This window comes from Psychromonas sp. CNPT3, assembly GCF_000153405.2.
Taxonomy (GTDB): domain Bacteria; phylum Pseudomonadota; class Gammaproteobacteria; order Enterobacterales; family Psychromonadaceae; genus Psychromonas.
Genome location: NC_020802.1, coordinates 2989519 through 3016209 on the forward strand (window position 1 = coordinate 2989519; position 26691 = coordinate 3016209).

The window sequence follows — 26691 nt, forward strand, 5'->3', positions numbered from 1 at the left end:
TAGCTGATAAAGGGGAAAACAATGCAAATATTTTTAGTCGGAGGTGCGCTCCGTGACAAACTATTAGACTTAAAAGTCAAAGATCGTGATCATGTGGTCGTCAACGCAACCCCTAAAATGTTATTAGATCTGGGATATAAGCAAGTGGGTAAAGATTTCCCTGTCTTTTTACACCCAACAACAGGTGAAGAATATGCATTAGCGCGTACCGAGCGTAAAAATGCACCGGGTTATCATGGATTTGACTGTTATGCAGGACAAGATGTCAGTTTAGTCGAAGATTTACAGCGTCGCGATCTCACTATCAATGCAATGGCTTGTTCTGACGACGGTAAAATCATTGATCCTTACCATGGACAAAATGATTTAAAAAATAAAATATTACGCCATGTATCTCCCGCCTTCTGTGAAGATCCCTTACGGGTTTTACGCGTTGCACGATTTGCTGCGCGATTTTATCATTTAGGTTTTCGTATCGCCTCTGAAACCTTATCTTTAATGCGCCAGTTGAGCCTTAGTGGTGAGCTCGAATCTTTGACTTCTGAGCGCGTTTGGCAAGAAACGGATAAAGCATTAGCCACAGACGATCCGCAAATATATTTTTCTGTACTACGCGAATGTGGGGCTTTAAGTATTTTATTTCCTGAAATAGAAAATCTTTTTGGCGTACCGGCACCGAAACGCTGGCATCCTGAAATAGATACAGGGATCCATACTTTAATGGTCGTAAAACAAGCGACAAAACTATCTAATGATAACGCTTTTCGTTTTGCATGTTTAGTACATGATTTAGGTAAAGCGCTGACACCGCCCGAGTTATGGCCGAGTCATAAAGGTCATGGCGAGCTTGGACTAAAAGTGATTCGCGCTTTTTGTCAGCGTTTAAAAGTCCCGAATGAATATCGCGACTTAGCGTTATTAGTCAGTGAGCACCACACCTTAATACACAGCGCAGTGACGCTTGATGCGGCTATATTACTTAATATTATGGATAAGTGTGATGCATGGCGTAAACCGTCACGGTTCTTACAAATGCTTGAATGCTGTATTGCAGATTCAAAAGGACGACTCGGTTTTGAAGAGAATGAATACCCCAGTGCAGATCATGTTTGGCAAGCCTTTTTAGTGGCTAAAGATGTCAGTGTGCAAGAGATCATTGCCCAAGGATTTCAAGGTCAAGAAATTAAACAGGCATTACTTATTGCACGTATTCAGGCCGTACAACAATATAAAAATAACCTTCAATAAGCAAAGATGACGATACGTTATAAACGTGTCGTCATTCATTAAATAATTGTTTTAGCTCAGCACATAAAATAAAAGAGCAGCCAGTAAGACGCGGTATATCACAAAAGGCAACATACCCATTTTATTTAAAATAATTAAAAAAACATGAATACATAAAATAGCGCTAATAAACGAGACCCCAGCACCAATCAATAACCCCTGCCAATCGACGCTTTGCTCAGATAATATAAATTTAAGAAGATCGTATCCCGATGCCATGGCAATAATAGGCACTGACATTAAAAAAGAAAAACGTGCGGCGGCTTCTCGTGTCAGACCTAACATTAAGGCAGCAGTGATCGTTATACCCGATCGAGAAGTGCCAGGGATCAAGGCTAAAACCTGAGCGAAACCGATGATCATGGCACCTTTAAAACCTGTTTGATGCTCTGTTTTGATGCGTTTAGCACGAAAATCTGCCCAACCGAGTAACAAACCAAAAACTAACGTCGTCACAGCAATCACATAACCACTGCGCAGATACATTTCAACCAGATCCTTACCTAAAAATCCAATCACAGCGGCCGGGAGAGTCGCATACAAAATCCACCAAGTCAGCTTACTGTCTGGCGTTTGTTGCTTGGTTTTTAACGAATAACACCAAGCCCCGCACATACGCCCAATGTCACGTCGAAAATAGATAAGCACCGCACCTAATGTGCCTATATTTAAAACCAAATCAAACGCTAAACCTTGATCCGGCCAATCTAATAAAATAGAAGGTAAAATAAGATGTGCTGAGCTCGAAATAGGTAAAAACTCAGTTAAGCCTTGGATCAAGGCAAGTACTACAATTTGAAACGTGGTCATAACGATCCTTTACATAAAAATTTAAAAAGACTGTGGGTGTACTGATTTTGCATATTAAAATATCATGGGTATATACCACGATTATTGTATTAAGTTCACCTCTAATATCCATAACTTTTGTTTTTGTTGTGGATATTCAAGCCAAAGTTGCTGATATGTTTTATTTAACGTCGGGTGCACTAATAAGGGAGCAAGCTCCTTCAAAGGTTTTAAAACAAACGCATTACTGGTGATTTCTGCACGTGGCACATTGATCGTTACATCGACCAAGTTATCATAGAGGAGCAGGTCAAGATCTAACTTGCGCGCCGAGAATTTTATTGCGTTGTCTTTTCGTCCCAGTTTTTTTTCTATCTCTTTTAAAATTAGCTGCAATCTTGACACGCTTAAGTCGGTATCAAATGCCACGACTAAATTATAAAAAGTGCCTCCTTTAAAACCCACTGCTTCACTTTCATATAAGGAAGAATGGCTAAAATTCGTAAACTCTGCTTGTAATAACTTAAGACCTGCGCGCACACTCTTTAATCTATGCAGATTAGAGCCAACACCTATAAATACGCGAGCCACTAACGCTGTCCGCGTTCAATACTCACCCCTAGACTTTGTGCTTGAGGTAAGGCTCCCGGTTTATGTAACGTTAACTTTATCCATTTAACGCCAAAATCTTGCATTATAAGTTGCGCCACTTTTTCAGCCATTGTTTCCAAAAGCTCAAACTGGTTTTTCTGTGCAAATTCACTCACTGCTGTGGCGACACTAAAATAATTCAAGGCTAAATTAATATCATCGCTTAAGGCGGCTGGTTTATTATCATATGCCATCTCTAAATCAAAATAGAGCTTTTGCTGTAATGACTTTTCCCATGCATAGACACCGATGGTAGTAATGACTTCTAACTGCTTAATAAAAACAATATCCATTTTGGATCCTTTAAAATATTCTTATACCAAAAGAATTAATTTAGCTTCCATATGTTGCGCAGGAAAAATTAACACTAGCAAGGCGTGAATTGCAGGAGAGTGTTGTTCTCACTTCAAAACTCACAACGCTGGTAGGGATAATTTCAACAAGCAAAACGGATCACTTTTTAGTTCCTTTGCTATTACGCATTAAACACGTCAATTGAACAAAAAAGAGACATAATGTAACATAGATAACATTACGTCTTATTTTACATGATAGAGAAAAATAAATACAAATGATTATACTCATCAGTCTACTCTTTATCTTTTGCTCCTACCTCCTTGGAGGCCTAAATGGTGCGATTTTATTATGCCGCATAAAAGGTTGGGAAGATCCCCGCCTAGCGGGCTCAAAAAATCCCGGAAGCACTAACATGTTGCGTCTACATCATGCGCAAGCTGCCAGTGCAGTGCTTATTTTTGATCTTTTAAAAGGCACCCTTCCCGTATATCTTGCCTATTTCCTTGGTTTTTCACCGCTGTGCATTGGATTTATAGGTATCGCCACCTGTTTAGGTCATATTTTCCCGCCTTATTTTGAATTTAAAGGAGGCAAAGGTGTGGCAACGAGTCTTGGTGTATTGTTGCCTTTAGGTACCAATATGAGCGGGTTACTCGTCTTAACTTGGCTACTGACCTTAGCCATCAGCGGCTATGCATCTTTAGCTGCCATTATTACTGCAATTGCAGCGCCCATTATTATTGAACAGATCAAGCCCGAGTTTACTTTACCGGTTTTAATGCTTTCAATTTTAATTTTATTGCGTCATGTAAGTAACATAAAACGCTTATTATCAGGAAAAGAGAAAAAAATAGTGAACTGGAAACAATAATAGCCATAAAGACATTGGTAGTTATTAATAAGCTCGTTATAATTAACAAATTCACAACATTCTCGCCATATATGGAGTTAACCTAGTGTATTTAATTAAACGCATCACCTGTTTGATCGGCTTAACGATGAGCATTTTCAGTTTTACTACGACGGCACAATCTCTCTCTAAAACAGCACAAGAAGCCATTGGAGATCGTATTTCTCCCATAGGCAGTGCTTACTTAGATGGCGAAATAGGTACTCATAATGTCGCAACGATAGCAGCAAAACCCGCAGAGCCTCGATCTGGAGAGCAAGTTTATAATAGTTATTGCGTCGCATGTCACGCCACCGGTGTTGCAGGCGCCCCTGTAAAAGGTAATAAAGCAGCTTGGGAGCCTCGCCTTGCACAAGGTATGGACAAATTGTTAGAGCATGCGATTAAAGGCTTTAATGCGATGCCTGCGAGAGGCACATGTATGGATTGTAGCGATGATGAAATGGCGGATACGGTAAAATTCTTAACTAAAAACATGAATTGAACAAAAATATAAAGCATCTTAAAGGATGCTAACAGGGAAAATATATGCGTTTATTACACACTATGTTACGCGTAACGGATCTACAAAAGTCGATAACTTTCTATACCCAAGTTTTAGACATGCAATTGTTACGTCAATCTGAAAACAAAGAGTACCAATATACGTTGGCTTTTTTAGGCTATGCGGATGAAAGCCAACATACGGTATTAGAGCTGACTTATAATTGGGGCACGACAAGCTACGATATGGGTAATGCCTATGGCCATATTGCCATTGAATGTGACGATATCTATGCAACCTGTAAAAAAATACAACAGCTAGGAGGTGTTATTACACGTGCACCTGGCCCTGTTAAGGGCGGCACGACGGTTATCGCTTTTGTCAAAGATCCTGATGGGTATATGATTGAACTAATTGATAAAAAAGATGCTGCGAGCGGACTTTAAAAATAGAAATGGTAGGCAATATATCTATATCGCCTACCTTTAGTTTATGTACTAGCCCAATAGTTTACGATGAATTTTCACCACAATTTTCTTTATGTTAGCCTTCTCAGTAACAATACAACCCGGTTTATGTGGCTGTCCGGGAAAAAAGACAGCAAACATATCTGCACATAAAACCACTTCACTTTTATTTTCAATATTCACAACTAAAGCAAAGTCATTTTCTTTATCATAAGCTTGCGATAATTCATAATGCGCCGCCAGCCCAAATTCAATTTTTTCTTCACCACTTATCAAGCATTGTAAATCTATATATTGTTGATGCACTTCGGCTTCTTTTTGCGAGGCGGGCACACTATCAAAAGACATGACATTAGCAAAAATATCTTCACCCTGTATTTCATGGCGTCCCAGTGAAAGTGCCTTTAGATCGGTTTTATTTAAAAAATCTAACGCACTTTGCAAGGCACTTGGTAATAACTTATATAACGCTTCATCATTGCGATGGCCTAATATCATGAGCTTATTTCCTTATCTATGTGATCTCATTGAAAATTCAACAAAAACATCTTTTTTATTCTTGTGCCCACAGTGATACACCGACCAATCCTGCATCCGCACCATATTCAGCGCGCTGAATCTCACTGTGAAAAGCCGCCGGCATTGTCGATAAATGATTTTGAATTCGCCCGATATACCCGCTTGCTAAGCCAACACTACCGCCGATTTTAAAGACTTCTATGTCTAAACTAATACTTAAATCTGCGATCATATTGGCAATGGTTTGCGCTGATCTCTCAATAATTTCAATACCTCTAGGATCATTTTCCTGACATTTTTGCATTACCATTTTACCGTCGCATGACTCGCCCCAAAAAGACTTTCCGGCATTGCCAATAGCCGTACCAGAGGCAATACTCTCGACGCAACCTTTACGTCCACAGCCACACATGGGGCCATTGGGATCGGCAAGCATATGCCCTGCATGGCCCGCTATACTACGATAGCCCGTTAATAATTTATTATTAATAACAATGCCAGCCCCTACGCCCGTTGAAATAGTAATAAAGGCCATATTCTGTACCTGACAATGCTGGAACTCTGCCCAAGTTGCCGCTTGTGCATCATTTAAGATAAAAACAGGGAGGCTTGAAAATTTTTCAATACTACTCTTAAGTGGGTAGGATTTTAAGCCACCAAGGTTAGAAGGGTTTAATGCGCTAATAATGCCATTATGAATAATACCCGTAGAGGCAATCGCGATATAATCGGCATCGCTCAGTAAAGGCGAAAGTAGCTCTTTTAACGCACCATCTAAAGCAACCGCTTTGGATGAGGCTGGCGTTTTCACCTGCATTCTGCGCGTTAGTACGCCATCTCGAATAAGTGTTGCTGCTATTTTTGTCCCACCAATGTCAACCGCTAAGCAAGTCTTCATTGGCCATCTCCACACGGCGTAATACGTCCTAATTGCACTTGATCTTTAAACCAACCACAAATATGTTCGATACGCGTAATAGCAGAGCCTACCGTGACGCAAGAGGCTCCCGCCTGCATCGCTTGTTTAGCAAGTCCAGGCGAATTATAGCGGCCTTCTGCCATCACAAAATAACCTTGTTCACTAAACCGTGTTACTAAAGAAAAATCAGGCACAATCGGGATAACCTTACCCGTATAACCCGAAAGTGTCGTGCCAATGATATCTGCACCAAGCTGATGACTGCGTTCACCGTCTTCAAAGTCGGAACAATCTGCCATGACCAAGCAACCCTGTGCATGTATTTCTTTGATCAAGGTTGCAACCGATGTCGGGCGAGGCCTATGCGTTGCATCAATCGCAATAATATTGGCACCCGCCTCTTTTAATGCAATCACATCTTCGATGAAAGGAGTAATACGCACCGCAGAATCTTTTAGATCTCTTTTTATAATACCAATAATCGGGACATCAACATGGGCGCGAACCGCTTTAATATTTTCAATGCCTTCAATGCGTAAGGCACTCGCACCACCGTTGATACAAGCTTGTGCCATAGCAGAAACAATACGAGGATCATCCATAGGGCCAAAGTCAACAGGCTGACATGATGCTACAAAACTTTGCTGTAAGGCAATAAGACAAGCGCTATTATCTTTCATATGTAGTTAAACTCCAAAATTTGAACAACTTGTAAATATTTACTTCATGTTGTTATCTTTGGAGTAAAACTTCAATTACTTAATATTTTAATTGAGAACTAGATCATTATAAAATCAAAGATGAGAGCGTGAAATGTTGAAATAAACGAGCTTCGATGGGTGTAATGATGGGATACATCGATAAAAACGGTATCTCAATAGATTAATTAGCCTTTAGTGCTTGCGTTGTTTTTAGCTTATTCTCTTCCGCATGCTCTATATCTTCTTTGATAAACGCCGTATACAATAAATCTAAAACAAACATTTGTGATATTTTAGTGCCAATTGAATCACCTTGTAACTTCCCTTGTCTATTACCATTGACCAAAACATGATCTGCTAATTCACCTAATGTCGAACGCGGATTATGGGTAATTGCAATGATCACTGCACCCGCCTCTTTAGCTAATGTTAACGCTTTGATTGTTTCACTCGAATAACCTGAATGGCTAATACCGATCACTATATCGCCTTTTTTTAGCAAGGAAGCCTGCATATACATAAAGTGATTATTCGTTAATGCATCGACTCGTAAGCCAATTCGCATAAATTTATGCTTAGCACTTTCGGCAACTAATCCTGATGAACCCACACCAAAAAAATAAATAGCTTCGGCTTTTACTATATGTGCGGTTATTTCTTCTATGACATTAAAATCAAGTAAATTAATCGTTTCACTCAGCACATTATTAATCGATCGCTTTAATTTCTGACTGATCATTTGCACATCATCATCTGCCGTCACATTCCCATCAAATATAGACTTATCTTGCTGATTAATATGTGAAAACTCTATTGCCAGTTCCATTTTAAATTCTTGAAAGCCTTTAAAGCCTAAGGTACGACAAAAACGAATAATGGTAGCATCACCCACATTGACTATTTTGGAGATCTCGCCAATGGATAGCTTACAAGCCTCGTTCCCATTACTTAATATATAGTCAGAAATGCGCTTAGAAGAAGGCGTTAAACTGGCATATAAACTACTGATAGTATCTAGTACTTTACCCGCTCTAATTTTTTCTTGTGATCCTAACATTTAATAACCCTATTCATATGCGACTCAATAATAGGCAGTATACACATATTTTGTTTTTATTAAATTCTCCTAAAGCGCAAAAGATCTGTTTGTTAATTTGACGCTGTCGAAGCTTCTGCTACGCCTCATAATGGTTACTAAGATCACAGTTCCTTAAAATACTTACAACTAAGATTGTGAAAAAAAATACTAGCCTTTACCATGAAAACCTAAGCTCCAAATTTAAGACCAAAAACGGAGTTTAATTTCTCTTTGGGTATTAAGGACCTTTTATGAAAAAATTAACTGGATTAATCGCGGCACCACACACTCCCTTTAACAAAGACAACACGGTAGATCATGACGCCATTAAACAAATTGCTAAGCATCTGATCGCCAATAAAATTAGTGGAATATACATTTGTGGAACAACCGGTGAAGGCATACATTGCTCGGTTGCAGAGCGTAAAGAAATTGCACAAACATGGGTTAAGGCCTGTGCAAATAAACTTGATATTATTGTGCACACAGGTGCATTAAGTATTATCGACACATTAGAATTAACGCGTCATGCAGAGACGTTAGATATTCTCGCTACCTCCGTTATTGGGCCTTGCTTCTTTAAGCCGGGATCTGTCGATGAACTCGTTAATTATTGCAAGGTCGTCGCAGCAGCCGCTCCATCTAAAGGTTTTTATTATTATCATTCTGGTATGTCAGGTGTGACTGTTGATATGGAAGCCTTCTTGCTCAAAGCCGATACCTGTATTCCAAATTTATCAGGGCTTAAATTTAATAGCGGTGATTTATATGAATATCAACGTTGCTTACGCGTTTGCGATGGAAAATTTGATATCCCATTTGGCGTAGATGAATTTCTTCCCGGTGCATTAGCCGTTGGCGCTAAAAGTGCGGTTGGCAGTACCTATAATTATGCAGCCCCTCTTTTTTATAACATCATAGACGCCTTTAACCGTGGCGACCAAAAAGCCGTTTTTGATGATATGAGCAAAGTGATTAAATTAATTCGTGTGCTGGTTGAATTTGGTGGCGTTGCAGCCGGTAAAGCGGCCATGAGTTTACATGGGATAGACGTTGGCGACCCTCGCTTACCTTTAACACCATTAACATCAGAGCAGCGTAAGACTGTTGTAAAACGCATGCAAGATGCTGGGTTTATCAACCTATAATTGCAGGCCTTTAATTCGCTAAAACAAAAAACGAGCTAAATAGCGTTTTTATGTTTTAGCGAACCTATTCTAAAGCTCAGCGAAGTGCTTCTTATTTAGGTAAGAAACCAATACGATCATAAACAACAGCAAGCGTTTTAGCTGCGCGCTCACGTGCTTTTTCAGCGCCTAAACGAGCGATATGTTGTAATGACGCTTCATCTGCACGTAACGCTTTATAACGCGCTTGAATCGGCTCAAGTAAGCTCACAACAGCATCTGCTGTATCTGCTTTTAAATGACCATACATCTTGCCTTCATAAGCAGGGATCAAGCTTTCAATAGACTGACCTGTAGAGCACGATAATAATGTTAATAGATTCGAGATCCCGGGTTTTTCTTCTTTATCAAAATAAATACGTGCCTGCTCATCTGAATCAGTGGCCGCTGTTTTTATTTTTTTGCTGATCACTTTAGGATCTTCAAGCAAACCAATTACATTTTTTACATTCTCATCTGATTTAGACATTTTTTTAGTCGGCTCTTGCAGACTCATAATACGTGCGCCATGTGTCGGGATCGCAGGCTCTGGTACCACAAAAGTTTGTCCATAGTGATTATTAAAACGGATCGCAATATCGCGCGCCAATTCTAAATGTTGCTTCTGATCACTGCCCACAGGGATGCTTTTAGGTTGATATAATAAAATATCAGCAGCCATGAGGACGGGATAACCAAACAATCCAGCATTGACACTCGCATTGGCTTTTTGTGATTTTTCTTTAAACTGTGTCATTCGACTCAGTTCACCCATTTGTGTATGGCAGTTCAATATCCATGCAAGCTCAGCATGCTCTGGCACTTGTGATTGAATAAACATAGTGCTCTTTTGCGGATCAATACCGATTGCCTGGTACATCGCCAGACCATCATAAATGGCTCTACGTAATGCAATAGGATCTTGGCGCACAGTGATCGCGTGCAAATCAACAAGACAAAACAGACAATCATTATCTTCTTGCATGCTTACCCATTGCTTTAAGGCGCCCATATAATTACCGATCGTTAATGATCCAGATGGTTGGCAACCACTTAATACGATTGGTTTACTCATTTATTCTCCTAGATGCTTATAAAAGCACTAATAATTCGTTAAATTGATCAATAATATGATCAGGATTTAGGTTAGAAACCGGTTGGCCATAATTGTAACCGTAGGTCAGTGCAATCGTTATCAAGCCAGCATTTTGCCCTGCTAGAATATCGTTTTTCGCATCTCCCACCATTACCGCTTCACTTTTATCAACCTTAAACTGTGCACAAGCAAATTCAATTTGCAGTGGATCTGGTTTTTTCTTCTCCAGCGTATCCCCACCTAATAACAAATCAAAAGCATGATATATTTCAAAATTATTTAATAGGCCATCTAAAAAACGCTCTGCTTTATTGGTGATCAATGCGATTTTATAACCTTTTTTTTGTAACGTGAAGAGTGTTTCACGTACATTGTCATACAGACAAGAAGCTGAATTTAAGTAATGTGCATAATGTGTTTCAAATGCACTGATTGCGAGCGTTAAAGAAACCTGCTTATTATTCGCGTGCGCTAAAGCGCGTTCAACCATTGTTGGAATACCATCACCTACCCATGTTTTTACTTCGCTATCTTTACAGGGAGCTAAATCAAAATCCGCTAACATCGCATTTAATGCCAGACGCATATCCGGTACGCTATTAATTAATGTACCGTCTAAATCAAAACAGATGAGCTTAATGTTTTTTATTTTTGGCATGTCACATTACTCAGTTTTACGCGCATAGCATCGATCACCGTTTTATAATCAGGCTCGTTGAAAATGGCAGATCCTGCAACAAACATGTCAGCACCCGCTTCTGCTATTTCTTGGATATTATCAATTTTAACGCCACCATCAACTTGCAAACGAATATCGCGTCCACTTGCTTGGATCAATTTTTTAACCGCGCGAAGCTTATCTAATGTATGGGGAATAAATGATTGTCCACCAAAGCCCGGATTAACTGACATCAGTAAAATCACATCTAGTTTATCCATTACATGCGTTAATACTTCAAGCGATGTCGCAGGATTTAACACTAAACCAGCTTTACAGCCGTGCTCTTTAATTAATTGTAATGAACGATCTACATGCTCTGATGCTTCAGGATGAAAAGTAATAATCGATGCGCCTGCTTTAGCAAAATCAACAATCATTGTATCGACAGGCTTAACCATTAGATGCACATCAATAGGGGCTGTTATTCCATAGTCACGTAACGCTTTGCAGACCATAGGTCCAATCGTTAAATTAGGCACGTAATGGTTATCCATTACATCAAAATGCACCACATCTGCGCCGTCCTGCAATACTTTTTTTACATCATCGCCTAAACGTGCAAAATCTGCAGATAGGATTGAAGGGGCAATTAAATAATCAGTCATGAGTCGCTTCCAATATCAAGGGGTAATTGAGCGCACATTCTACTTTAGCCTAGGCTAACAAACTATTTATTCTTATATCTAATTAGGAGAGTGTGCTCTAAAGCGCGCAAATACTTCTGAAACAGATTTACGCGAACTCGCTTTACTGCTGATTGTACGTGCCACATTAATAAAGTCACATTCAGCATTGGCATATAACTCACGAGTAAGCGCTGTATCATGATTACTAATAAGAACACAACATTTTGAATTCTCAGCTAATAAAGCTAATTTTTCCTGATCTTTACGCAAAAAACCAGTGCGTGCATAGGAGGTGAAATTAGCACTGTCACTTAAGGGGACGTAGGGAGGATCACAATACAAAACATCATCATCACGTAAGTATTGAAATAATTTTTCATATGACTTGCATACAAACGTTGCTTTTTTTGCTTTCTCTGCAAAAAAAATAAGTTCTTTCTCGGGAAAATAAGGTTTTTTATAACGCCCAAAAGGGACATTAAAACCGCCTTTTTGGTTATAACGACATAATCCGTTATAACCATGTCGATTCATGTATAAAAATAATAACGCGCGCTGGTAAACATCACTCGTTGCATTAAACTCCGTGCGCATTTGATAATAGATAGCTTCATTATTGTATTTAGGCTGAAAATAATGCCGAGCGTCATTAATAAACTGTAATGGTTTACGTTTAATAATTTTGTACATCTCAATCAAATCGGGATTAATATCATTGAGCAAGTAACTCTCAAAATCACTGTTTAAGAAAACCGAGCCAGCACCCACAAACGGTTCAATTAAGCGCTTAGATCCTGGTAAACGTTGATTAATTTGCTCTATCAGTGAGTATTTACCACCTGCCCATTTTAAAAAGGCTCTATTTTTTTTAGTCATGATTTAACTGCAGATCCTGATGAACCGATGTATATTTTTTTATCCAATGATCTAATTTAGATAATGACCCTGGTAATTGATGACTGCTTTCTAAGGCTGCTTCATAATTTGGGTATTGTCCATAAACCGCAATGTACCAAGGTTTTCCCTTGCGGATAGTGCGATATAGATAAAGATCTTTTTGTGGAAAATTCGCTCGAATAAAGTCTTCTACTGCTTCTTGAGTGGACATTGCAGACAGCTGTAAGGTATAAAAATCCGCATCTATTTTTAGTAACTTTTTAGAGGATAAATGAGGTGAAAATTTATTGTATTGTTGCACTGTGACGCGTTTTTTTGTTTTTAACGGCTCCGCTTTAGGCGTCTCGGTCTTGGGTTTAGGTGCCTCTGTCTTAGATTTTATCGATTTTTTTATTAAAGCGCTTTTTTTAAGTGCATTAATATCCAATGTTGCTTTAATTGGTGCAGAAACATCGAGTGGCTTATTAGCGTTCACTTTTAATACGACATCGGTGTATGTTGGCGTCAATAGCGTTTTCTTTTTCACGTCGTTAATAAGTGGCGCCCTCTTGGCCTCCTCATTCTTAACATCGACTAAATGTAATTCTTTATTGGCAAGAAGTAACTGCTGCTTTTTAGCACTGCTCTCACCCACTAACAGTAAATTATCTGTCACTTCAGATTGTTCCTGCTCAGACCAACTTCCAGCAAGTAACTCTGCCTGTGTGTCAGGGAGTGTATCCATGGGCTCAGGTGAGACGTTGCTATCATCTTCAAAGATAAGAACATTTGTCTGCTTGATATAAGAAAGTAATTGCGGGTAGACATAAGTCGCAATAGCCACTGCAACTGACAATAATAAAAACATCAGTAATAATGCGGGTAAACGTGCTCTAAAACGACTTGGGGGCGCTACATTATCGGCACCCGCCATGATCGTTTCTGCGAGAGCGATAATTTTTTGGGGATTACCTGAGCATAACTTTAATTGCTGAGTCAGCGCGTCTTGATTTTCCAGTCGAGAAGAGTAATTAACTTGTGCAAAGTAATGCATCAACAGTCTGGATGCATCTTCAATATCTAACGGGGCTAATTTAAACTCAACAAAGGTGCCTTTTTCTTGTACTGGGTACTTTTTATTAAGCTGTTCAATCCCTTGTTGATTATTTTCCTCATGGCTCGACAACATGACATTTATTTCAACATCACCCAGTGATGCTTTATGCATACAAAGATACGCGAGTTCCGATAATATCTCAGCAGAGATATATTGGGCATTATCAATACTGATTAATAAAGCTTGAGGCATCGCTCTTTTTTCTTGTAACTGCGCAATGGAGACATACAAGCTGTCATGCGCATCAAAAAGCGCATTATCATAAAGTTGTGTAATGATTTTTTGACGAATTATCTCATCACTCAATTGTTCATTAAAACGTAAATGCACTTGTTTAATATTGGTATTTAATTTATTAGCAAGTTGTTCAAACAGGGTACTTTTACCCGCACCGTCCTCGGCAGAAATAAAAATTAAAGACGACGACAAATAAATTAAATGCTGCAGACGCTCAATTAATTGTAGCTGTGGTGAGATTGAGATCAAAGTACGTTCAACCATTGGCTTTAATGTTCAATAACAGAGCGAAGTTGCGTCTCTGTCACATTATCAAATAAACCGCAACAACCAATGTCTGTAGGTAAAACAAAGCGTAATTTCCCATTTAATACTTTTTTATCTAATTGCATATGTACCATAAAAGAGGAAAAATCCATTGAAGAAGGTGCATTAACAGGTAAATCAAAATGGGTCAGTAGCAGGCAAACGCGTTGCACTTGTGAGTTATCTATCAAACCAAGTAAGCTCGACATTTTACAGGCTAAGACCATACCTGCAGCAACCGCTTCACCATGTAACCAGTTTCCATATCCTTGCTCGGCCTCTATCGCATGACCAAATGTATGTCCTAAATTAAGTAATGCGCGTACACCTTGCTCTTTTTCATCTTCGGCAACGACGCGCGCTTTAATAGCGCAACAGCGTTTGATCAAATAGGTCATTATTTCTGGTTTTAATGCTTTAATTTCAGCAATGTTATCTTCTAACCAGGTAAAGAAATCCTGATCGTAAACAATGCCATATTTAATGACTTCTGCCATACCGGCTGCAAATTCTCTCGGTGCTAGCGTTTGCAAGCAATCGATATCAATGATCACGGCTTGTGGCTGATGAAACGCCCCGATCATGTTCTTGCCTAATGCATGATTAACCGCCGTTTTTCCACCTACCGAAGAGTCAACTTGGGCAAGTAAAGTGGTCGGTACTTGTATAAAATCAATGCCACGTTGATAGCATGCGGCAGCAAAACCTGCCATATCACCGATAACGCCGCCACCTAAGGCGATGATAGTAGTATCACGGGCATGTTTTTTAGTTAATAGCGCCATTAAAATTTTTTCAAAATAGGCTAAATTTTTATGCTTTTCTCCATCAGGGAGAATAACCTCATCAACCTCAAAATTTTCAAGTGATTTTTTACATGCTTGTAGATATAGGGGAGCAACAACATCATTGCTCACTATCATTACTTTTTTCGCTGCAATAGCACCTTCAAATAATGATTTTTTATGTAACAACCCCTCTCCAATATAAATTGGATAGCGTCGCTCACCTAATTCTACAATTAATGTATCCATTAAAAATCCAATAATGAAATAATTTGACTGGCGACCACTTTGGCACTTTGATCATCCGTTTCGATAGTGTAATCCGCAACCTCGTCATACAAAGCATTACGTGTTTTCGCTAACGCCTCTAACACCACACGCGGATCATCTGTTTGCAATAATGGGCGTCTTTTATCTTTTAATGTTCTTGCTAATTGCTTATTAATACTCGTTTTTAAATAAACAACAATACCACGCGCAGATAAGTGATTTCTATTTTCAGCGCGAATGATAGCGCCTCCACCTGTCGCTAAGACAATACCGTGGTTTTGAGTGAGCTCATCTAATATACCCTGCTCACGAGTTCGAAATCCTTCTTCGCCTTCCACATCAAAAACCCAGGCGATATCCGCACCGGTTTTTTTCTCTATTTCAGCATCTGAATCATGAAAATTAAGATGTAGCATTTGTGCTAAGTGACGGCCAATTGTGCTTTTACCAGCCCCCATTGGACCAATTAAGAAAATATTACGTTGTTCTGCCATGTTGGTTTTTTACTCAATAATTAATTACAGGAAAGTTCCTTTAAAAAAAGAAGTGCTGCGCATTATCGCAATTGTTACTCATGGATTGCAAGTTTTAACTAATAAAGGCGAAAAAAAAGCCAAAATATTACATTTTAGCCTTTTATTATCGATTAATAATGCGTTTCCATTACCAGCCTTGGTGTTACAAAAATCAGTAATTCTGATTTTCGGTTTTCTTTGATGGTCGTTCTAAATAGAGCACCTAAGAAAGGAATGTCACCTAAAAAAGGCACTTTCTGAACAGTGTCTATGATCCGTTGTTGATAAATACCACCGAGAACGATTGTTTCACCATTACCCACGAGTACTTGTGTTTTTATTTCTTGGGTATTTATTGATACTGCCTGACCCAATCCGGTTGGGATAACATCCCCTTTAGAATCCTGAGTTATCACTAAGTCTAAAATGATTTTATTGTCTGGTGTTATCTGTGGCGTCACTTGTAAACTAAGTACCGCTTTTTTAAAGCTCACTGCTGTCGCGCCCGATGAGGCTGATTCGACATAAGGGATCTCTGTACCTTGCTCAATATATGCCGTTTGTTGATCTGCGGTGGTTATACGAGGACTCGCGATGATTTCAGCTTTATTTTCTTTTTCTAAAGCGGATAACTCTAAGTCTAATATTTTACCACTTGCGAGTTTTGCGATACGAAAAGCGATACGCCCCGCAGCGCCAACAACAGGTAAATTAACATTTAAACGTTCATCGAGTGACCCATTAGTAAGGCCATCTAAACTTCCGCTTGTAGATAAATCACCATTAACATTGGAGTTACCCCAGCGAATACCTAACTCTTCTCCTACGGAATCATTCACTGTCACCATTCGCGCTTCAATAACAACTTGACGAACGGGAATATCTAACACTTTTATCATGTTTTTTACGGCTTTAATCACTCTTGCTGTATCTTTCAAAAGTAGCATATTAGTGCGTTTATCTACATTTACAGAGCCTCTATCCGATAATAAGCTCACGTCTCCAGAAGATAATATAGCGGCTATATTGGTCGCTTTCGCGTAATTTATTTGAATATACTCATGATATAACGGCGCCAATTCTAAAACAGCTTTGTTCGTTTGTAGTTGTTCGCGCTCCGTCAAAGCAAGCTCAGCTTCGGGCGCAATCATTAAAATATTGCCTTGTATGCGCTTACCTAAGCCTTTCACTTTTAAAATAATATCTAACGCTTGAGACCAAGGCACATCATCTAAGCGCAAAGTGATATTACCGCCCACAGAATCCGTAATAACGAGATTAAATTTATTAAAATCAGCAATTAATTGTAATACGGTGCGCACCGGAATATCTTGGAAATTAAGAGATATCGCTTTACCTTCATAGCTCTTTTGTTTTTTTGCTTTTGTTTTTTTGTAAATATTAAGGGTAAATAGTGTATCTAACTGATCATATTCATAGTTATATTCGTCATTCATGGTGAATACAAAGCGAGCATTACCTTCTTCTGTAAAGCTTTCAACGTTTTCAACCACCGTTGCAAAATCTAACACATCCATAATATACAGTTGTTCATTACCGATAAACGTACTTTTGAACTGCACAATAAGTTGCTTATCTCTACGCTCTATATCAACTGCTACGCTAGAATTTTCTAAAGAAATAGAGAATTCGCCTTGGCCTTTGGATAATCGTTTAAAGTCAAAAGCAACAATGTTGTTAATGTAACCACTCGGCGTTTTAGTAATAGTACTACGTGTAGACATCTTACTTTTAAGCTTCTCGGGCTTAGGTTCACTTAACTTAGGTTCACTTGATTTAAATGTCTGTGCGGGTATAGATGCCTGTACTACCACGGGTATCATTTTAAGTTTCGATGCTGAACTATTCTTATTAAGCAAACTCTGTACATTTTGCATAATAGATTCTAATAAAACATCCTTTTTTTCTGAGGCTCCCTTATCTATTTTATTAATATCTATATTTCCAAAGCGGATCAACAAAAGATTTTTTTTCTTCACAATATAATAAGGCATTAATTTTTTTAAGGAGATAAGCAAGCGTAAACCTTGCTCTGTTCGTTTAGTCGTCACTGACTTAATTGATTTTTTATCAATTACAATGGGGTTTATTGCTAAAATAGAATTAGCACCGTCAATATCTACAATCAACTGATCAGGTTTATAATGTAATTTATCGCTGTATTTTCCAAGTATTTCTGTAAATTCAAATTGTAATTCAAATTGGCCATCAATAAGAGGATTAACCTGAACATTACTCAGTTGCGTGCTCGCAAATAAAGGAACGCTACAAAACAACAATAGCACGGCCAATAAATGCACAATATTTTTTCTTGATTTTACTAAGCTCATAATTTCATTCATCCCTGCTTATTCAGATGGCAATATTATTTGTGTCGATCTTTCTTGCCAACATCCTGTATTATCTGCGATTAATTCGACTAACTCTATTTTTTTATTACTAACATCTGAGATTTTCCCTTGATTTAACCCCAAATAATCACCTTTTTTCACATGATATAACTCACCACCGGAGGCTTGGATCAAAGCAAATAATGTTTTATTAATACGTACAGTACCACTCATAGCAAGCCTATCTAAAGGATAGCTTTCTAATATTCCTTTCTTGCGTTGAATATTTGGCTGAGGACACTTGCTCGGCAGTAAACCGTGATCTTTTGCGGCACTTAAATAAGGCGTAGCAAAAGGGTCTCGCCCGAGGGTTTCGGTAAAGATTAATGCGTCTATATTTTTCAATTCTGGGATCTTATCGTGGATGGGATAAGTCAAAGATTTTGTATTTTGCACAAACTCATGTAAATCCTCATTATTTTCATCACTGCAAGAAAAAAGAGAAAAAAGCACTAATACCGATAATAACTTTTTCATTTCTTATCTCCCTTATAACGATACGTTTTTGCAATAACGTTTAAGGATAAAGTCCCATTTTCTGTCTTCTTTAAAAGCAAGCGATCTAAAATAACAATACGTGGTAACGCGGCTATATCTGCAGCAAACTGCCCTAATTGCTGATAATTACCTTCGACCTCTATTGTTATCGGCACCTCGACGGATAACTCCGCATCTTTTAATGCCCCCCAGTTAATACTTTTAAATAATAAGCCGTTATTTGCTCCGATAAAGCTAATATCGTCGAGTAAGCTCGCTATTTCTTTCTTACTGGGTAGCTTTTGAATAAGCTCATCAAGAATGACATGGATCTCTATCATTTGTTCTTGATAGGCTTCTAAATTAGAAGCTAATGCGGCTTTAAGTTTAAAATCTTTTTTAAGGATAAATTCTTTATTTTGCTCCGCTTCTAATTCATCTAATTGCGCAGTAGTGACAAAATAAAAGAAAGCACCACTGATTAAAACACAACAAAATGCAATGAAAAGTCCACGGTATAAGGCGGGCCAACTGCCTACATTTTCAAAATCTAATTCATTTAGATCCATGATTCACATTCCTTTGATTACCTATCACCTTAAATTCCATAGAAAATTGATACCATTTTATATCCGTATCATTTGCTGTCACGATTGAATTTATATTTACATCACCCAGCCATCCAGAGGCTTCAATTTTTCGTAACATATTTGATACGTGGTTATAGGATTCACTTTCGCCTTGTACCAGCACTTTATTATTAACAAATGAAACTTTTTTTAAATAGATCCCCTCGGGAACCTCTTTGCTTAAAATATTAAATAAACGCGTGGCCCCATTACGTTTATGCTCTAACTTTTGGATCAAGTTAATGCGCCGTTCTAATTCCTTTTTCTCTTTTTTGATGTTTTTTATCTTAGCGATACGTATATCAATGATCGTCATTTCAGTTTTTAAGTAATTATTACGTTGCTGCTGCGTTTGGATCAAATCATCGACATACAACATGCTTACATAAGATAAAGACAGCATCAACAAAGAGCTCAAACAAAGCAAAGTAATAAAGAACTGTTTCTTTTTCTTTTTTGCAGCATCTCGCCATGGTAATAAGTTAATATTTGACATTAATTTACTCCCCTTAATGCCAGCCCAATTGCCGTTAAATATTTTGCCCCATTGCGCCGTAATTTGGCTTTATCTTTATCACACTTAAATTTCATGTCTTTAAAGGGTTGAGCGACCTCTATGCACACGTCCAATTCTGCCTCTAATTGGGTGACAAGCTCCGGCATTAATAAACAGCCACCCGTTAAAATAACTTTGCTTATGTGAATATGATTTAATGTATTACTGAACATACGTAAATCAAAACGCGCATTTTTTGCCGTTAAGTTTACAAAGGGCGTGATAACCTCTTCGATGCAATCATCTTCCCAATCACGGCTGATTTTATTTTTTTCAGCCCTCTCGAAAGTAATACCATAATGTTCAACTAACATTTGCGTGCAGACAGCACCGCCATGATTTCTTGAACGTGAAAAAATAATTTGCCCCTGATGCAATACGTTTAACATCATTTGTGATGCGCCAATATCAATAATGGCAACGCCTTGCTCCATTTCTTCAGTTGAAATCAACAATTCACAGCCACGCGTTAAAGCATGGCTTTCTATATCTACGATATGTGCAGTCAATCCAGCCTCTTCGACACAATTAACCCGAGACATTACCGTTTCACGCCTGGCAAGACTGAGTAATATATTATGTAATTGTGTGTTTTTGGCGTCGGCTTCTAGAATTTCAAAATCGAGGAAAATTTCATCAAGGGGAAAAGGAATACTATTTTCAGCTTCCATCTCTATTTGTGCTTCGAGATCTAAACCGGTCAAATCGGCATTCACACTCAAAATTTTGGTGATCACATCCGTTCCAGTAACAGCGATCGCTACTTTTTTAGTGGCACGCGGAAAGCTTTTACGCAGTTGTTTAATTAACTTAGAGAGTTTACTGATATCTTCAAGGCGACTATCAACAATTAAACCAGGAGTGAGTGGTACTTCGGCACTTGCGTCTACACACCATGTTCCTTGCTTTTTACTCAGCGCAATCGCTTTAATAGAGCAGGATCCAAAATCAAGACCGATCACTGCGTCTGCTTTAATTTTTTTAATAGAAAAAAACATAACATCCTTGCTAGTTGTCTTTTAAAGTGAACTAAATGTAATTTAAGGGTTAACAATAAAGGCAAATTCTTTACAATTCAATATATAACTCAAATTTCCCTCTTTATCTCCCTTAATATCACTATATACTGTGCATAATTATATACCAAGATCAATAAACACCCTTTGAGGACATATGCGATGATGAAATGGATCAAACGCCTATTTTTTACATTTATTTTATTAACGGCACTCGGCGCAGCAACTATCGCGGGTGTTTATTACAATGTAAAAAGCGACTTACCTGATGTTGCCAGTATTCAAAACATTAAACTACAAGTCCCTATGAAAGTGTTTAGTATTGATGGAGAGCTGATCTCGCAATTTGGAGAAAAACGGCGCATCCCTTTGACGATTGATCAGGTTCCCAAGCAATTTATCAATGCATTTATCTCCATAGAAGATAACCGATATTATCAACATTTTGGCATTGACCCTATTGGAATAGTACGCGCGGCCCTCGTTTACGCGAGCACAGGAAAAGCCAAACAAGGCGCAAGTACCATTACCCAGCAGGTTGCACGAAACTTCTTTTTAACCCGCGAAAAAACGTTTATTCGTAAAATAAAAGAAATTTTTATCGCTATTGAGCTCGAAAAAATACTCAGTAAAGATGAGATTTTAATGCTGTACTTAAATAAAATATCACTGGGTCACCGCGCTTTTGGTATTGGAGCTGCAGCCCAAGTTTATTATGGAAAAACAGTACAAGAGTTAACTTTAGGTGAAATGGCAGTGATTGCAGGCTTACCTAAAGCGCCTTCACGCTTGAATCCTATTTATTCTCCAAGTAATGCACAAAAACGTCGCAACCTTGTATTAATGCGCATGTTTGAAGAAAACTATATAACTCAACAAGAATACACTGACGCGGTTAACTCCCCAATTTTAAGTAAATACCATGGTGCAGAGATCACATTATCCGCACATTACGTCGCAGAAATGGCGCGTCATAAATTAATTGAATTATATGGTATTGATCGAAGCTATAATGATGGCTTTAACGTTTACACCACGATCAATAAAAAATATCAAAAAGCGGCAAATCAAGCCCTTATTACCAACTTACACGCGTATGATCAACGCCATGGTTATCGTGGCGCGAAAAAATCATTATGGGAAGCACCTGAGCCTGCGTGGGATATTGAAAAAATCCGTGATTATTTAAAAAAACAGCCCTACTTTGCAGATCTTTACCCGGCGATTGTACTTAACGTCAATGCACAATCGATCGAAGTTCAAAGTAAAAAAATGCCAGAGAAATTACAAACTATTAATTGGGATGGTTTAAAATGGGCACGCCGTTATATTAATGATAAACGCCAAGGCAGAGCACCTAAAGTTGCCAGTGATATTGTTCAAGCCGGCGATCAAATCTGGGTGCAATATAGCGATAACGGACTATTATTATCCCAATATCCCGACGTCAGTGGTGCCTTTGTTGCATTAGATCCAAAAGATGGGGCTATCACCGCGATGGTAGGTGGCTTTAGCTTTGTACAAAGTAAATTTAACCGCGCAACACAAGCACAACGCCAAGTAGGCTCTACTATAAAACCCTTTATTTACTCTGCAGCTATCGATAATGGCTATACCCTAGCAACGCTTGTTAACGACGCCCCAATCAATCATTGGACAGGTGGCACTGCATGGCGCCCTAAGAACTCACCACCTGTGTATGATGGTCCTATTCGCTTACGTTTAGGTCTTGGTAAATCTAAGAATGTCGTCTCTGTACGTTTAATACAGGATTTAGGCGTCGATAAAGTGATTGATCAGCTGGTGAAATTTGGTTTTAACAAAGAGAAACTTCCGCATAATTTAACTTTGGCGCTGGGATCGGCTTCGATCACACCTTTAAACCTTGCGACTGGCTATGCAATGATAGCCAATGGCGGTTATAAAGTTGAACCTTATATTATTGAACGCATCGAAGATGCCTTGGGTACGGTCATTTATCAAGCTCAACCTAAAATAGTCTGTCCTGATTGTAATAAATTATATAACCAAGCGTCACAAAACACGCTGATAGCACCTGAAAATGATAGCCAAACATGCGCTATCTCACCCGTTGCACAAGATCAAATTGCGCCACAAAGTATTAGCTCTGAAAATGCATTTTTAGTTCGTGAATTACTACGAACTGCAATTTGGGGAGGCGGAAGCTGGCGTAATAATACCGGTTGGAATGGCACAGGTTGGCGCGCTATGACCGCCTTAAAACGCCCCGATATTGGTGGTAAAACGGGTACCACTAATGACTCTAAAGATGCTTGGTTTGCGGGTTATCTCGGTAAAATAGTCGCTACTTCTTGGGTCGGTTTTGATAATTTCAATCGAAATTTAGGCAAAGTAAGCTGGAACAGTAATCTGGATAAAAATCAAATCTCAGGCAGTGAATTTGGTGCGCGCACTGCACTCCCTGCATGGAACAGTTTTATGCTAGACGTCGGTTTAGATCAGCCGGAATATATGGCGCCTATGCCAGAAGATATCGGCACAGTACGCATTGATCGTGAAAGCGGGCTTCTCAGTAAAGAAACCGATTATCACAGCCGTTTTGAATTCTTTACCAACGGCACAGAGCCCACTGAATATGCAGATCCAAGCACCTCTTCAAACAGTGAAAATGCAGAAGAAAGTGAGATTTTTTAAAGAAGCTCAGAAAATAAGTTAATCGTTTTAAATCCCTGCATCGCTTGTGCAGGGATAGTGCTATCGGGTGTATTTATCCCACGCAACCAGCGCACGCCTGAATTTTCTGCCACTTTTAAAATCTTTTCACTATCATCTATAAATAAACTGCGCACAAAATTCACCTTAAAATCTTTCTCAAGTCGCGTCCAAAACTCCCTATTTTCTTTGGCTATTTGCATATCATGGCTGGAAATGATCCTTTCAAAATAGGGGCTTAGACCTGTCATTTGCATCTTCATCTCAACGCTATTACGGTGTGCGTTAGTGATCATAAATACACGTTTATCTAATGTTTTCAAATGCTCTAAAAACAAAAGAACATCCACTCGAGGTTTCACTTTAGACTTGGTCATATGTTGTAATTTTTTAATATCCAAACCCAGTGTTTTAAACCAATGATCGTGGCAATACCAATTTAATTGACCACTGACCTTGGCATATTGCGCGTAAACATAGGTTATCGCTTGGGTTAACGATAGCCCTTCTTTTATTGCATATTGTTGCGGGATAAATTCTAACCAAAAATGGCTATCATAGTGAAGATCTAATAGTGTGCCATCCATATCTAATAATATAAAATCAACATCTTTGTTAATATTCATAACCTTTAAATCCCTACCTCGAGTGAGCAATTTACAAAGAGCAACACCATACACGAAAAGAGACATCGATAAAATAAGTCCATTATAGATTTCTCAATCTACAATATTACCTTTAAACACACGTTAAACTTTATAAGAAGACGCGGTTCACTTTAAGAGAGCTGAGCTCTAATTGAGCTTGCTGATTTTGCATCTTGAAGTATCATAGGTATAAAGCAGGCGGCTACGCGAGATACGTCTCGACAGGGAGAAGATATGCGCCACTCAAAAAATAAATTACCAGAAATAATCAAATGTACTTCTGTTGCCAAAAGTCGATTCTTTAATATTGAATCGGTGCAATTAAAATTTAGTAATGGTGAGCGCCGCGAATTTGAACGTATGAAGAGCGCAGGCTTAGGCTCTGTGCTTATTGTGCCGTTTTATGATGAGAATACTTTGCTTTTGATCCGCGAGTACGCGGTGGGCACCCATAGCTATGAATTAGGTTTTCCAAAAGGGTTAATTGATCCCGGCGAAAGCCCTGAGATAGCCGCTAATCGCGAGCTTCAAGAAGAGGTGGGGTTTGCCAGCAAGAAGTTACAAAAATTAAAAAAAATAATCATGGCTCCCAGCTACTTTAACAGTGAAATGACTCTTTTTATGGCCTTTGATCTTTATCCTAAAACATTAATAGGCGATGAACCTGAGCCATTAGAAGTAATAAAATGGCCCCTTGCCAATATCGATGAATTATTAGAGCGCGATGATTTTCAAGAGGCACGTAATATTAGTGCTCTATTACTCGCACTAAAAACACTACGCGCTCCAAATACTTAAAATAATCGATTTAAACCATTTAAAGCTGCGACTCGATAAGCCTCTGCCATGGTCGGATAATTAAAAGTCGTATGCACAAAGTACTCGATGGTATTACCCGCACCCTTTTGCTCCATGATGGCTTGGCCAATATGAATGATCTCAGCGGCGCGCTCACCAAAACAATGTATGCCTAATATCTCTTTTGTTTCACGATGAAAGAGTATTTTTAAACTGCCTACATCAGATCCCAGTATTTGCGATCGCGCCAGATCTTTAAACTGCGCCCGTCCGACTTCATAGGGTACTTTTTGTTGGGTTAACATTTGCTCTGTTTTTCCAACCGAGCTTATCTCTGGTATCGTAAAAATACCCGTCGGAATATCTTGGATCAATTTTTTAGGATCTTCACAAGTTAAAATAACATCCGCAACAATACGCCCCTGATCATAAGCTGCACTGGCTAAACTAGGATAACCAATAACATCCCCAACCGCATAAATATTAGAATGAGTGGTTTGGTAATGATCATTAATCGACAATTGCCCACGATCGTTGGCCTTTAACCCAACCGCTGATAGGTTTAATTTATCCGTATTACCGGCGCGCCCATTAGCAAAAAGTAAACAGTCCACTTTCATCTTTTTACCTGATTTAAAATGTAAAATAACACCTTTATCAAGACTCTCTATTTTTTCATATTCTTCGTCATGGCGTAAAATAATACCTGAATTTCTAAAATGGTAAGAAAGCGCATCTGACATTTCTGCATCTAAAAAAGACAATAATCGGTCACGACTGTTGATAAGATCCGTTTTAACACCTAAACCTCTAAAAATAGAAGCATATTCACAACCAATAACACCTGCACCATAAATCGCAATATGCTGAGGATGATGATCAAGGGATAAAATAGTATCACTGTCATAAATGTTAGAAGCAGTGAAATCAATATCTTTCGGGTGATAAGGACGAGATCCGGTGGCAATGATAATACTTTTTCCGGTTATCTGCTCAATGCTACCATCTTTATTTTTGATACTTAATGTATGCTCATCTATAAAGGAGGCTTCACCAAAATATAAAGTACAATTATTACGATCATAAAAACCACTGCGCATGCGTACTTGCTTAGCGATCACCTTCTCAGTGTGGCGTAAAACATCCGCAAAAGTAAAAGATTGTTTGTAATGGTACTCTTGCGTAAATAATGTATTATTTTTAAGTTCAATAAGTTGACTGACACTATGTCTTAATGCTTTTGAAGGGATAGTGCCCCAATGCGTACAGCCTCCGCCGATTTGATGATATTTCTCAATAACCGCGACATTAACGCCCCCTTTAGAAAGTTGCATAGCAGCACCTTCACCTCCGGGTCCACTGCCAATAATAATAACATCATGATCATATTTAACGGAATGGGTGGTTTTTTGTTTTTTTGCAGACATTTTGATCCTCAAATATAAAAGATGGCTCTTATAGCAAAGGAATTAATTAAGTTTTCATGTATTGCGCAGGAAAAATTAACACTAGCAAGGCGTGAGTTGTAGGAGATAGTTGTTCTAACTTCAAAACTCACAACGCAGGTAGAGATAATTTCAACAAGCAAGACGGGTAACCTTTTTAGTTCCTTTGGTATTAACACCCCAAGTTTGCATACGAAGAGT

At 38.6% G+C, this 26691-nt stretch carries 28 protein-coding genes; 7 read left to right on the forward strand and 21 right to left on the reverse strand.

What is annotated here, in order from left to right:
* The first annotated feature begins 21 nt into the window (after positions 1-21).
* Positions 22-1248 carry a multifunctional CCA addition/repair protein gene (locus tag PCNPT3_RS13145; protein WP_015466338.1) on the forward strand — a complete coding sequence of 409 codons (1227 nt, stop codon included), beginning with the start codon at positions 22-24 and terminating at the stop codon, positions 1246-1248.
* 51 nt (positions 1249-1299) lie between these two features.
* Here PCNPT3_RS13145 and PCNPT3_RS13150 read toward each other — a convergent pair whose 3' ends face one another.
* The 3 genes from PCNPT3_RS13150 to folB form a co-directional block, all read right to left on the reverse strand.
* Positions 1300-2097, reverse strand: coding sequence for an undecaprenyl-diphosphate phosphatase (locus tag PCNPT3_RS13150; RefSeq protein ID WP_015466339.1), 798 nt, complete (start codon positions 2095-2097; stop codon positions 1300-1302).
* A gap of 81 nt (positions 2098-2178) precedes the next feature.
* Positions 2179-2667 carry a 2-amino-4-hydroxy-6-hydroxymethyldihydropteridine diphosphokinase gene (gene folK / locus PCNPT3_RS13155; protein ID WP_015466340.1) on the reverse strand — a complete coding sequence of 163 codons (489 nt, stop codon included), beginning with the start codon at positions 2665-2667 and terminating at the stop codon, positions 2179-2181.
* A complete protein-coding gene (gene folB, locus PCNPT3_RS13160) occupies positions 2667-3020 on the reverse strand; it encodes a dihydroneopterin aldolase (protein WP_015466341.1) in 354 nt (117 codons plus the stop codon). The genes folK and folB overlap by 1 nt, the downstream gene beginning before the upstream one ends.
* A gap of 278 nt (positions 3021-3298) precedes the next feature.
* Between folB and plsY the strand changes: the two genes are divergently transcribed.
* The 3 genes from plsY (at position 3299) to gloA (ending at position 4864) form a co-directional block, all read left to right on the forward strand.
* Positions 3299-3895 (forward strand): glycerol-3-phosphate 1-O-acyltransferase PlsY, encoded by a 597-nt coding sequence (plsY, locus tag PCNPT3_RS13165; protein WP_015466342.1) that lies wholly within the window; start codon positions 3299-3301, stop codon positions 3893-3895.
* Between the two features lie 85 nt (positions 3896-3980).
* Positions 3981-4418 carry a c-type cytochrome gene (locus tag PCNPT3_RS13170; protein WP_015466343.1) on the forward strand — a complete coding sequence of 146 codons (438 nt, stop codon included), beginning with the start codon at positions 3981-3983 and terminating at the stop codon, positions 4416-4418.
* A 44-nt stretch (positions 4419-4462) separates the two neighbouring features.
* Positions 4463-4864, forward strand: a complete 402-nt coding sequence (gene gloA / locus PCNPT3_RS13175; RefSeq protein WP_015466344.1) for a lactoylglutathione lyase — start codon at positions 4463-4465, stop codon at positions 4862-4864.
* 51 nt (positions 4865-4915) lie between these two features.
* Here the strand turns inward: gloA and nanQ are convergent, their stop codons facing one another.
* The 4 genes from nanQ to PCNPT3_RS13195 form a co-directional block, all read right to left on the reverse strand.
* Positions 4916-5383 (reverse strand): N-acetylneuraminate anomerase, encoded by a 468-nt coding sequence (gene nanQ / locus PCNPT3_RS13180; RefSeq protein ID WP_015466345.1) that lies wholly within the window; start codon positions 5381-5383, stop codon positions 4916-4918.
* A gap of 55 nt (positions 5384-5438) precedes the next feature.
* Positions 5439-6302 carry an N-acetylmannosamine kinase gene (locus PCNPT3_RS13185; protein WP_015466346.1) on the reverse strand — a complete coding sequence of 288 codons (864 nt, stop codon included), beginning with the start codon at positions 6300-6302 and terminating at the stop codon, positions 5439-5441.
* Entirely contained in the window at positions 6299-7003 is a 705-nt protein-coding gene (locus PCNPT3_RS13190) for an N-acetylmannosamine-6-phosphate 2-epimerase (RefSeq protein WP_015466347.1), read from the reverse strand. The genes PCNPT3_RS13185 and PCNPT3_RS13190 overlap by 4 nt, the downstream gene beginning before the upstream one ends.
* A 202-nt stretch (positions 7004-7205) precedes the next feature.
* Positions 7206-8081 carry a MurR/RpiR family transcriptional regulator gene (locus PCNPT3_RS13195; RefSeq protein ID WP_015466348.1) on the reverse strand — a complete coding sequence of 292 codons (876 nt, stop codon included), beginning with the start codon at positions 8079-8081 and terminating at the stop codon, positions 7206-7208.
* Between the two features lie 272 nt (positions 8082-8353).
* On the opposite strand from PCNPT3_RS13195, the gene PCNPT3_RS13200 reads away from it, so the two are divergent.
* Positions 8354-9250: a dihydrodipicolinate synthase family protein gene (locus PCNPT3_RS13200; RefSeq protein WP_015466349.1), complete on the forward strand. Its 897-nt coding sequence runs from the start codon at positions 8354-8356 to the stop codon at positions 9248-9250.
* A gap of 91 nt (positions 9251-9341) precedes the next feature.
* Here PCNPT3_RS13200 and trpS read toward each other — a convergent pair whose 3' ends face one another.
* The 12 genes from trpS to pilM form a co-directional block, all read right to left on the reverse strand.
* A complete protein-coding gene (gene trpS / locus PCNPT3_RS13205; protein WP_015466350.1) occupies positions 9342-10343 on the reverse strand; it encodes a tryptophan--tRNA ligase in 1002 nt (333 codons plus the stop codon).
* 16 nt (positions 10344-10359) lie between these two features.
* The gene (locus tag PCNPT3_RS13210; RefSeq protein ID WP_015466351.1) at positions 10360-11022 is read right to left on the reverse strand and encodes a phosphoglycolate phosphatase; all 663 of its coding nucleotides are present in this window, start codon (positions 11020-11022) and stop codon (positions 10360-10362) included.
* Entirely contained in the window at positions 11010-11690 is a 681-nt protein-coding gene (gene rpe / locus PCNPT3_RS13215) for a ribulose-phosphate 3-epimerase (protein ID WP_015466352.1), read from the reverse strand. Before rpe ends, PCNPT3_RS13210 begins: the two co-directional genes overlap by 13 nt.
* A 78-nt stretch (positions 11691-11768) precedes the next feature.
* Positions 11769-12587: a Dam family site-specific DNA-(adenine-N6)-methyltransferase gene (locus PCNPT3_RS13220; protein ID WP_015466353.1), complete on the reverse strand. Its 819-nt coding sequence runs from the start codon at positions 12585-12587 to the stop codon at positions 11769-11771.
* Positions 12580-14205, reverse strand: coding sequence for an AAA family ATPase (locus PCNPT3_RS13225; RefSeq protein WP_015466354.1), 1626 nt, complete (start codon positions 14203-14205; stop codon positions 12580-12582). The genes PCNPT3_RS13220 and PCNPT3_RS13225 overlap by 8 nt, the downstream gene beginning before the upstream one ends.
* Before the next feature lie 5 nt (positions 14206-14210).
* The gene (gene aroB / locus PCNPT3_RS13230; RefSeq protein WP_015466355.1) at positions 14211-15281 is read right to left on the reverse strand and encodes a 3-dehydroquinate synthase; all 1071 of its coding nucleotides are present in this window, start codon (positions 15279-15281) and stop codon (positions 14211-14213) included.
* The gene (gene aroK / locus PCNPT3_RS13235) at positions 15281-15796 is read right to left on the reverse strand and encodes a shikimate kinase AroK (RefSeq protein ID WP_015466356.1); all 516 of its coding nucleotides are present in this window, start codon (positions 15794-15796) and stop codon (positions 15281-15283) included. The genes aroB and aroK overlap by 1 nt, the downstream gene beginning before the upstream one ends.
* Before the next feature lie 152 nt (positions 15797-15948).
* Positions 15949-18168: a type IV pilus secretin PilQ gene (locus PCNPT3_RS13240; RefSeq protein WP_015466357.1), complete on the reverse strand. Its 2220-nt coding sequence runs from the start codon at positions 18166-18168 to the stop codon at positions 15949-15951.
* An 18-nt stretch (positions 18169-18186) separates the two neighbouring features.
* Positions 18187-18705 carry a pilus assembly protein PilP gene (locus tag PCNPT3_RS13245; RefSeq protein WP_015466358.1) on the reverse strand — a complete coding sequence of 173 codons (519 nt, stop codon included), beginning with the start codon at positions 18703-18705 and terminating at the stop codon, positions 18187-18189.
* Complete coding sequence (locus PCNPT3_RS13250; RefSeq protein ID WP_015466359.1) at positions 18702-19274, reverse strand: type 4a pilus biogenesis protein PilO; 573 nt, start codon at positions 19272-19274, stop codon at positions 18702-18704. Before PCNPT3_RS13250 ends, PCNPT3_RS13245 begins: the two co-directional genes overlap by 4 nt.
* Positions 19261-19830 (reverse strand): PilN domain-containing protein, encoded by a 570-nt coding sequence (locus PCNPT3_RS13255; protein ID WP_015466360.1) that lies wholly within the window; start codon positions 19828-19830, stop codon positions 19261-19263. Before PCNPT3_RS13255 ends, PCNPT3_RS13250 begins: the two co-directional genes overlap by 14 nt.
* Positions 19830-20888, reverse strand: a complete 1059-nt coding sequence (gene pilM, locus PCNPT3_RS13260) for a type IV pilus assembly protein PilM (protein ID WP_015466361.1) — start codon at positions 20886-20888, stop codon at positions 19830-19832. Before pilM ends, PCNPT3_RS13255 begins: the two co-directional genes overlap by 1 nt.
* 180 nt (positions 20889-21068) lie before the next feature.
* Between pilM and PCNPT3_RS13265 the strand changes: the two genes are divergently transcribed.
* Positions 21069-23582: a penicillin-binding protein 1A gene (locus tag PCNPT3_RS13265; RefSeq protein WP_015466362.1), complete on the forward strand. Its 2514-nt coding sequence runs from the start codon at positions 21069-21071 to the stop codon at positions 23580-23582.
* Here the strand turns inward: PCNPT3_RS13265 and yrfG are convergent.
* Positions 23579-24226, reverse strand: coding sequence for a GMP/IMP nucleotidase (gene yrfG / locus PCNPT3_RS13270; RefSeq protein ID WP_015466363.1), 648 nt, complete (start codon positions 24224-24226; stop codon positions 23579-23581). The genes PCNPT3_RS13265 and yrfG overlap by 4 nt on opposite strands.
* A 255-nt stretch (positions 24227-24481) precedes the next feature.
* On the opposite strand from yrfG, the gene nudE reads away from it, so the two are divergent.
* Complete coding sequence (gene nudE, locus PCNPT3_RS13275; protein WP_015466364.1) at positions 24482-25045, forward strand: ADP compounds hydrolase NudE; 564 nt, start codon at positions 24482-24484, stop codon at positions 25043-25045.
* Here the strand turns inward: nudE and sthA are convergent.
* Positions 25042-26472, reverse strand: a complete 1431-nt coding sequence (gene sthA, locus PCNPT3_RS13280; protein ID WP_015466365.1) for a Si-specific NAD(P)(+) transhydrogenase — start codon at positions 26470-26472, stop codon at positions 25042-25044. The two genes, nudE and sthA, sit on opposite strands and share 4 nt — an antisense overlap.
* Between the last annotated feature and the right edge of the window lie 219 nt (positions 26473-26691).